We start from the raw sequence: 8,038 nt of genomic DNA on the forward strand, positions 1-8,038 counted from the left end.
GCTAGAAAACCTTCGGCAACCGCATAAAACCCAGCGCCAACCCGAGCTGTGTGCCGGCCGCGGTGGGCCCGATGTTGCGGGCCATCCCGACCTCACCGATCACCGACAGGCCGGGGTCGCCCTGACCCAGGCCCATCCGGTGGACCCGCTCGTCGTACAAGGCCGCGACCTGGGCGGCCTGCTCGGCCTGCGCCGCCCGGATCGACACATCCAGGGCCTTGATCGCCTCGACCCGCACGAAACCGGTCTCCACGACCGGCAACGACCCGAAGTCATACGACAGCACCTGACCCAACAGGGAGTCGATCGGCGCGTCCTCGAACATGCCTCAACTCTAGAGGCCGCCACCGACACAAACGATCTGCGATCCCAGCGGTTTCCGTGAGCCAGCCGCGGCCTCGCGTGGACCGCCCTTCAGCCGGACCGGGGTCAGGAGCAGGTCTGGGCGTAGTACTGACCGACCCGGGCGACGGCCCTGGCGTACTTGTCGGCGTTCTCGGCCATGTCCGAGGCCCCGGACCCGGTCGGGTCCGCCAGCGCGTCCATGAAGCTGCTCATCACCGCGACATCGGCCTTGATCTCGGCGGGCGCGGATGCCTCGAGATCGTCGAAGGCCTGGCGGAGCTTGCCGAGCATGTCCTGGACGTCGTTGAGGTCCTCCGGGGCGACCCCCGAGCCGAGCCCGGACAGGCTGGGATCCTGGATCGCCTCCATCGCGTCGCAGAACTCGCCGTTGCCGGACGGCGGCGGGGTCCTCTCCGACGGCGGCGGCGTGGGTGCCTCGGACGGTGTGGCGGTCGTCGGCGCGTCCCGCGTCCGGGTCGTGGTCGCCCGGTCGCCGTCGTCGTCATCGCCGCCGAAGACCTGCGTCGCGCCGTAGGCGACGCCGCCGAGCAGCACCAGCACGACTGCGATCATCGCGGCGAGCAGCGCCATGCTGCGGCGCCCACCGCTCGGCGTCCCGTCCGCGGTGACGGTCGGGGCGGGATCGTCGGCCACAGGTTCGGTGCCGAGACCCGGCATCACGGCGGTGTGCTCGACGTCGGCGGCAGGAGTCATCGGCACGACCTCGGTCGGCGCGTCCGCGGCCCGGGCTGCGATCGCCGCCCGCACGCTCTCGTCGCCGTGCGTGCCGATCCAGTCGAGCAGCCCGTCGTCCGCCTGGGGGTGCGCCGCGATCGCGGGCCACGTCGCGCGGTCGGCGACGGCCAGCTCCTGCAGGCGTGCAGCCGGCGTCGCGGGGTCCTGCGCCTCGCGGATCAGGTCGTCAGATGACATGACAGGTCCTCCGGTTGCCGCTCACGATGCGTGCGTGACTGAAGACTATCTCTCGTCGGCCGCCGCGGGAACCGTCGCGCAGGGTGCCCGCCGGCGCTCCCACCACGTGCAGCCGATCATCACGATCCCGGCCAGTGCCCAGCCGGCGAACAGGTCGATGACGTAGTGCTCGGCGTAGTAGACCAGGGCCGTCGCCATCAGCAGCGGATAGACCAGCAGCAGCCAGCGCCACGCCGACCGCAGCCGGGCGATGCCGTAGAGCGCGAGCAACATCGCCAGCCCGCCGTGCAGCGAGGGCATCGCCGCGACGGGGTTGCCGACCTTGGCGAGCGCGACGTGGAAGCCGCCGAGCCCCAGGTCGTCCCACCCCCGGCCGGTGAGCCGGGGGAGGGACGCGTCGACGTAGCCCTCCTTGGCCGCGAGCCACGGCGGCGCCATGGGGTAGAGCACGTAGATCACGAGCGCGGAGAAGTTGATCACGAGGTAGCGGCGCATCCACTGGACCCACGCCGCGCGGCTCCGGAGCCACAGGACGACCGCGAGGGTCAGGCCCGCGACGAAGTGCGTGAAGTAGACCGTCGTGAAGACCTCGTCGTACCACCGCGGCGGGGTGTCGGCGGTGCACGGTGACGCGCACAGGAGATCCTGCAGGCGCTCGGTCGGCAGCGTGCCGCCCCCGAGCCACTCGTCGACCCGGATCGGCATCGTCCAGTGCACCGGCATCGAGATGACCTCGTCGGACAGGCCGCGGCTGTAGAGATACAGGATCAGCCCCGCGAACACCGGCCACCAGTCCCGCGGGAAGCGCAGGTGGGCGCGCCACGGCGCCCGGACGTCGTACGCGATCGTGACGAGCCACAACCAGAAGAACAGCTGGAACGGGTCGGTCGGCACCCCGATCAGGACGATGCCCAGCGCGAACAGGATCGCGTACGCCAGCAGCGCCGGTCCGCGCCAGCGCCACGACGTCGAGGTCGTGCGCTCGGACGTGGTCGTCATGGGCAGGCCCCCGGGTCGGCGAGCGTGCGCTCGACCCGCCGGTCGAGCCACACCGACCGGCCGCACATCTCGGCGACGTGACGATAGTGCCGACCGAGGGCGACGGTCACCCGGGCCGGCTCGATGCCCCACGTCCGGATCCCGGACCAGTCCACGACCCACGTCGGGCGGGCGGGCCCGTCGAGGACCCGCGACAGGGTCGTGAGGTCGGGATCCAGGGTGCGCACGGGCAGGCTCCAGAGGTACGGGTAGGGGCTCGACATCTCCGCGTTGCCCAGGACGTTGGGCTGACCGTAGGCGATCACGGCGGTGTCACCGGTGTGCCCCGACTGACTCAGCCAAGTCCCCACGACCTCCGCCTGCCGGCCCTCCTCGGAGGCCTCGATGACGTTCCAGGCCAGGTTGCCGGCCGTCATCACGACGATGAACGCCGCGAGCCCTAGCCGGGCGCGCCGGCCGATCCGGTCGAAGAGCAGCCCGGTCGCGAGGGCGGCAGCCGGGATGAGCTGGAACAGGTAGTGCCCCCAGTAGCTGCCGCCGAGGATCGCGGCCCCGGAGACGAACGCGACGACGCCGACCGTCGCCAGCACGACGGGCTCCCGGTGCCGCAGCGCCTGCCAGGCGGTGAGGGCGCTGATGAACGCCAGTCCGCTGCCGAGCCACGTCGCGAGCAGGACCCACAGCCGCTGGGTCGTCGCGCCCGAGGCCGAGCGCCGGATGACCTCGCCGGCCTGGGCGCGGAACGTGACGATCGCGTCGAACAGCTCGTGGGGTGTCGTGCCCCGGGCGGCGGCACCCACCAGACCGAGGGCGAGGACGGCCAGGAGCCCGAGCCCCCCGGCGCCCAGGACGACCAGCACCTCCCGCCGGCGGGAGCGCTCCTGCCACGCGATCGCGACACCCAGCACCACGGCGAACACCAGCCCGTCGGCGATCGTCTGCTTGATCAGCAGCGCGCAGCCGGCGAGGGCGCCGGCGCCGAGCGCGAGCACCCGACTGCGCGGACCCGGCCGCAGCAGCGCCTGTGCGGCCAGGGCGAAGCCCCATGCGACGAACGGGGACGCGAGCATCTCGCCGTTGGTCCGCGCGACGCCGAACCACGGCGCCGCGGCCATCAGCGCGGCCGCCCCGGCGGCCCAGCGTGCCGCCGCGGCACCCCGGACGACGTACGCGGCCCGGCTCACGCCCAGCACCATCAGGACGCAGGCCAGCAGCCCCAGCAGGCGCAGGACCGTGACGGTGCCGGCGAGGTCCATGAGCTCCACCAGCAGCGGCGGCCGGTCGACCCAGTAGTCGCCGTAGAGGGACGCCCCATGGCCCCACGCGTTGCCGACGATCAGGAAGCCGGCCTCGTCGCGTCCCGCAGGCACCCCGAGGAAGGCCAGCCGGAGCGCCACCATGACCGCGATGGCCCCCAGCACGAACGTCCGGAGCGACGGTGCTGCCTGCTGTCGAGGAGTCACGACGCCGTCAGGGACCGGTCGCCCCGGCGGCACGCCGCTGGGCCCACTCGCGGTCGCGCAGCGCCATGGCGTCCTCGCACGCCGCGATGAAGCGCTTCGTCGCGACGCCCGGCGTCGGATCGCCGAGATAGTGCTCGACGAGGGCGTCACGGGCGGGCTTGGACGGGTCCGACGACAAGTGCTCGGCGACGACCGCCGCGAAGTCGTCGGTGGGGGACAGCTGCGGCACGACGGCCATGAGGGCGCTGGGCGGGTAGGCCACCGTCGGGGTCGTCACGAGCAGCGGCCGGCCGGTCGGGAGCCAGTTGAGCGTCACGGCGGAGACGTCGGTCACGAGCAGGTCGGCGTCGGCGAACGACTGCTCGAGCGTGACGTCGGTGTCGACCCGGTCGGCGAGCTCGCGGACCGCCGCGTCGGCGGCGGCGTACGACGCGCGGATCACGCCATTGAGCGGGTGCGGCCGGTAGACGACCCGGTACGTCCCGGAGAGCGCGCTGACCAGCGCCACTCCGTGGGTCTCCAGCGAGCCGTAGGACACCGACGGCTGCGAGGCCTCCCACGTCGGGGCGTACAGGACCGTCGGCCGTCCGTCTGGCGACGGCGTGCCGGTGACCGGGACGGAGCCGTCCAGCTGCGGCTGGCCAATCAGGACGCTGCGGGCCGCGGCGTCGTAGAGCATGACGGCCGTCGCGGTGCGGTCGAGCGCCGCCTGGCCGGCCAGGAAGCACAGGTCGTACGCCTTGACCTGGTTGGACACCGAGACGCCCTTGTCGCTGTCACCGTGGCCCAGGTAGACGTGCACGAGCGAGGTGAACCGCAGGCTCTCGAAGTTGACCGGGTCATGGTTGAGGTAGAGCGCGAGCTTGACCTCGGAGAGCGCGAGGATCTCGTCGAGCTGGCCGTAGCGGGCCAGCGTGACGCAGTCGAGGCCCGTCTCGTCGCGGACGATCCGCGCGGTCCGGGAGTCCTTGAAGACGCAGACGACGGGATGGACCGCGTCGAGCGCCTTGAGCGCGTGGTACCACGGGCGCAACTGGTAGAGGCTGTCGCGCGTCGTCGGGAAGTAGAGCATGACCTGCTGCTCGAACGGCCGGCCGAGACGGGACTCGTCGGTCAGCTTGTCGGGCATCCCCGCGGGCAGGAGCCGTGAGCGCCGCAGCCGACCGATCGCCCACACCCGGAGGCGATGCACCAGGCCGACGCGTGCCTCAGACACCATGGTCGTCGAGTGGCTTGCCGTCGGTGAAGTGCGGGACGAGCTTGTTGTCGTACATGCTGAGCGCCGAGCCGATCGCCATGTGCATGTCGAGGTACTGATAGGTCCCGAGGCGGCCCCCGAACAGCACGTCGGCCTCACCCTTGGCGAGGTCGCGGTAGGCCAGCAGCCGCTCGCGATCGAGCGGCGTGTTGATCGGGTAGTAGGGCTCGTCGCCCGACCCGTCCAGGCTGGTGTCGGCGAAGCGGCTGAACTCGCGCATGATGACGGTCTTGTCGCTCGGGTAGTCCCGCTCGGGGTGGAAGTGGCGGAACTCGTGGATGCGGGTGTAGTCGATGTCGGTGTCGGCGTAGTTCATGACCGTCGTGCCCTGGAAGTCGCCGATCGGCAGGACCTCGGTCTCGAAGTCCAGGGTCCGCCAGGACAGGTCGCCGTGGGCGAAGTCGAAGTAGCGGTCGACCGGTCCGGTGTAGATGATCGGCACCTGGCCCACGGTCGCGGTCTTGTTGAAGGGTTGCGCTTCGTCGAAGAAGTCCGTCTCGAGCGTCACCGTGATGTTGGGGTGGTCGGCCATCCGCTCCAGCCACGCGGTGTAGCCGTCGACCGGCAGCCCCTCGTAGGTGTCGGAGAAGTAGCGGTTGTCGTACGTGTAGCGGACCGGCAGGCGGCTGATGATGTCGGCGCCGAGCTCACGGGGGTCGGTCTGCCACTGCTTGGCGGTGTAGCCCTTGATGAACGCCTCGTAGAGCGGCTGCCCGATCAGGCTGATCGCCTTCTCCTCGAGGTTGGTCGGCTCGTGGGTCAGCATCGCGGCCTGCTCGGCGACCCAGGCGCGGGCCTGCTCGGGGGACAGCGCCGACCGGTTGAACTGGTTGATCGTGCCGAGGTTGATCGGCATCGGGAAGACCTCGCCGGCGTACGTCGTGTAGACGCGGTGCTGGTAGGGCGTGAAGTCGGTGAAGCGGTTGACGTACTCCCACACCCGTTGGTTGGACGTGTGGAACAGGTGCGCGCCGTAGCGGTGCACCTCGATCCCGGTCTCCGGATCGGCCTCGCTGTAGGCGTTGCCGCCGATGTGGTCGCGGCGGTCGATGATCTGGACCTGCAGGCCCAGCTCGCGCGCGCACCGGTCGGCGATCGTCAGGCCGAAGAAGCCCGAGCCGACGATCAACAGGTCCGCGGTCATGAGTGCGCGCCTGCGTCGGGGAGTGAGCGGGGCGGTACGTCCGCGGGATCCATCGGCCGCCACGTCGTGTCCCGCCACAGCGCCCGGTTGGCCCGGAAGCCGCGGGCCAGGTCGCCCAGACCCCGCAGGGTGTGCTGGACCACCACGAGGCGGAAGACCTCCTTGGCCAGGGTCAGCGCCGTCCCGAGCCCGAAGCCGAAGCGGTTGAGCTTGCCGTACTCGGCGAAGTACTTGCCGACGTAGGCCCGGTTGCGGATGACGTGGAAGCGGAACAGGGGACTGCCGTCGTTGAGGTGGCGGATCCCGAGGTTGACCTGCTTCTGCTCCCGCTTGCGCTTGAGCACGAACGCGTCGACGTAGACGACCTGCGTGTGCTGGGCGGCGAGCCAGGCGTAGGCAGCGTCGTCCCAGGAGATGAAGAAGCGGGGGTCGGGCAGGCCGATCCGGCGCACGACGTCGGCGCTGATCAGCATGCCCTCGAACGTCCCGGAGTTGGTCACGGCGTAGCCGTCGCGGCCGAACTGCTTGCCGCTGTAGGGCAGGGGCACGCCGAGGAACTCGTTGAACTTGGCCTGCCAGTAGAACGGCGAGCCGTCGAAGTCGTAGCGTCGTCCGTGGATGACCTGGAACCGCTCCATCCACGGCGCGAACTGCGCGATCGCGTCGGGGAGGATCTCGACGTCGTCGTCCATCAGCCAGACCCAGTCGGCGCCGAGCTCGAGCGCCACCTTGGTGCCCTCGCTGAACCCGCCGGACCCGCCGGTGTTGGTGTCGAGGCGGTGGTTGACCAGCACGCCCTCGGGGAAGTCCGCCGTCGCGGCGGTGATGACGTCCTGGGTGTCGTCGGTGCTCGCGTTGTCGACCACGACGATCCGGAACGGGGGCGTGTCCATCGCCGCGGCGCTGGCCAGGAGCTCCTTCAGGAAGGTCGAACGGTTGAACGTCACGATCGCGATGGCGATCTTCCCGGCAGCCGAATTCACCCGCCAACCCTATCGCGAGCGGCGTCGCAAACCCTCATCGCTCAGCCCGCGGCTCAGGGACAGAAGGTGGCCGACTTGGCCTGGATCGACTCCATCGAGTCGTTGAGGCTGTCGAGGTTGGCGACGAGGGCCTTCAGCAGGCCGATGTCCTCGGAGTCGGTCGCCTTCTTGCCCTGTCGGAGGTAGCCCAGGGCCTGGGCGTAGTCGTCGCGCAGGCTCAACGGGGACACGCGCTCGGCTGCCGAGTAGCGGGAGATCAGTCCGTCGAACGTCCGGGAGAGCTCGGCGAGGTCGACACCGGACTCCTCGTCGTCGCCCGGCCTGGTCAGGCCTCCGTCGCGGATCCGACGGAACGCGGGGCAGTAGACGTCCTTGTCGGGCGGGAGCACTGTCGCGGGGGCCTTGGAGGCCTTGGCCGACGGCTCGGTCGCTCGGGGTGAGGTCGACGGCGAGGCGGTGGACGCGGTGGCGGCCGAGGCGGGGGAGGTGTCCTCACCGCCGGAGACCATGACCAGGGTGGTCACGACCGCCATCACGATCACGAGGCCGGCGCCGACGGCGGCGAGTGCCCTCGGAGAGCCGGCCAGGCGGCTCCACCATGCGCGCATGTCCACTCCCGTCGGTGGTCCGTCGAGGGGCCGGGTGCCGGCGCGACGGACCGGGCAAGCCTAGACGCCGAGGTCTGTGGGATCCAGCCGGGCCGGTATCGCGGACAACCTGACTGTTGCTCCGCCGTCCGGGGCGTGTTCCTCGGAAAGACGTGTAATCTGGCGAGGACTGTTCTGCACTCCAGGGAAGACTCCTCATGTCTCGTAAGTTCATGTTCCTTGGCGCCTCGGCGCTGCTCGTCGTCGCCTTGCTCCCGGCCTCGGTGTCAGCGTCGGCCGCCCCGTCAGCGGCACTCGTGTCCGCG

General features: G+C 70.7%; 8 protein-coding genes. All 8 read right to left on the reverse strand.

Annotated elements, in window-relative coordinates; all coding sequences use genetic code 11:
• Position 1: 1 nt before the first annotated feature.
• The 8 genes from JWQ91_RS04055 to JWQ91_RS04090 all read right to left on the reverse strand — a co-directional run bounded on the left by JWQ91_RS04055 (position 2) and on the right by JWQ91_RS04090 (position 7,733).
• Entirely contained in the window at positions 2-325 is a 324-nt protein-coding gene (locus tag JWQ91_RS04055) for a hypothetical protein (protein ID WP_297781159.1), read from the reverse strand.
• Between the two features lie 104 nt (positions 326-429).
• The gene (locus tag JWQ91_RS04060) at positions 430-1,278 is read right to left on the reverse strand and encodes a hypothetical protein (RefSeq protein ID WP_297781162.1); all 849 of its coding nucleotides are present in this window, start codon (positions 1,276-1,278) and stop codon (positions 430-432) included.
• 45 nt (positions 1,279-1,323) lie between these two features.
• A complete protein-coding gene (locus JWQ91_RS04065) occupies positions 1,324-2,277 on the reverse strand; it encodes a phosphatase PAP2 family protein (protein ID WP_297781165.1) in 954 nt (317 codons plus the stop codon).
• Positions 2,274-3,740, reverse strand: coding sequence for a hypothetical protein (locus tag JWQ91_RS04070; RefSeq protein WP_297781168.1), 1,467 nt, complete (start codon positions 3,738-3,740; stop codon positions 2,274-2,276). Before JWQ91_RS04070 ends, JWQ91_RS04065 begins: the two co-directional genes overlap by 4 nt.
• Before the next feature lie 7 nt (positions 3,741-3,747).
• Positions 3,748-4,959 carry a CDP-glycerol glycerophosphotransferase family protein gene (locus tag JWQ91_RS04075; RefSeq protein ID WP_297781169.1) on the reverse strand — a complete coding sequence of 404 codons (1,212 nt, stop codon included), beginning with the start codon at positions 4,957-4,959 and terminating at the stop codon, positions 3,748-3,750.
• Positions 4,949-6,142 carry a UDP-galactopyranose mutase gene (gene glf / locus JWQ91_RS04080; protein ID WP_297781172.1) on the reverse strand — a complete coding sequence of 398 codons (1,194 nt, stop codon included), beginning with the start codon at positions 6,140-6,142 and terminating at the stop codon, positions 4,949-4,951. Before glf ends, JWQ91_RS04075 begins: the two co-directional genes overlap by 11 nt.
• Positions 6,139-7,125, reverse strand: coding sequence for a glycosyltransferase (locus JWQ91_RS04085; RefSeq protein ID WP_297781175.1), 987 nt, complete (start codon positions 7,123-7,125; stop codon positions 6,139-6,141). Before JWQ91_RS04085 ends, glf begins: the two co-directional genes overlap by 4 nt.
• Positions 7,126-7,178: 53 nt before the next feature.
• Positions 7,179-7,733 (reverse strand): hypothetical protein, encoded by a 555-nt coding sequence (locus JWQ91_RS04090; RefSeq protein WP_297781177.1) that lies wholly within the window; start codon positions 7,731-7,733, stop codon positions 7,179-7,181.
• Between the last annotated feature and the right edge of the window lie 305 nt (positions 7,734-8,038).

The organism is Aeromicrobium sp. (assembly GCF_025965075.1).
Lineage (GTDB): Bacteria > Actinomycetota > Actinomycetes > Propionibacteriales > Nocardioidaceae > Aeromicrobium.

Coding starts and splice junctions, on each gene's coding strand:
- glf (WP_297781172.1), bottom strand. CDS start 6,142: ATGACCGCGGACCTGTTGATCGTCGGCTCGGGCTTCTTCGGCCTGACG.
- JWQ91_RS04060 (WP_297781162.1), bottom strand. CDS start 1,278: ATGTCATCTGACGACCTGATCCGCGAGGCGCAGGACCCCGCGACGCCG.
- JWQ91_RS04090 (WP_297781177.1), bottom strand. CDS start 7,733: ATGCGCGCATGGTGGAGCCGCCTGGCCGGCTCTCCGAGGGCACTCGCC.
- JWQ91_RS04055 (WP_297781159.1), bottom strand. CDS start 325: ATGTTCGAGGACGCGCCGATCGACTCCCTGTTGGGTCAGGTGCTGTCG.
- JWQ91_RS04065 (WP_297781165.1), bottom strand. CDS start 2,277: ATGACGACCACGTCCGAGCGCACGACCTCGACGTCGTGGCGCTGGCGC.
- JWQ91_RS04075 (WP_297781169.1), bottom strand. CDS start 4,959: ATGGTGTCTGAGGCACGCGTCGGCCTGGTGCATCGCCTCCGGGTGTGG.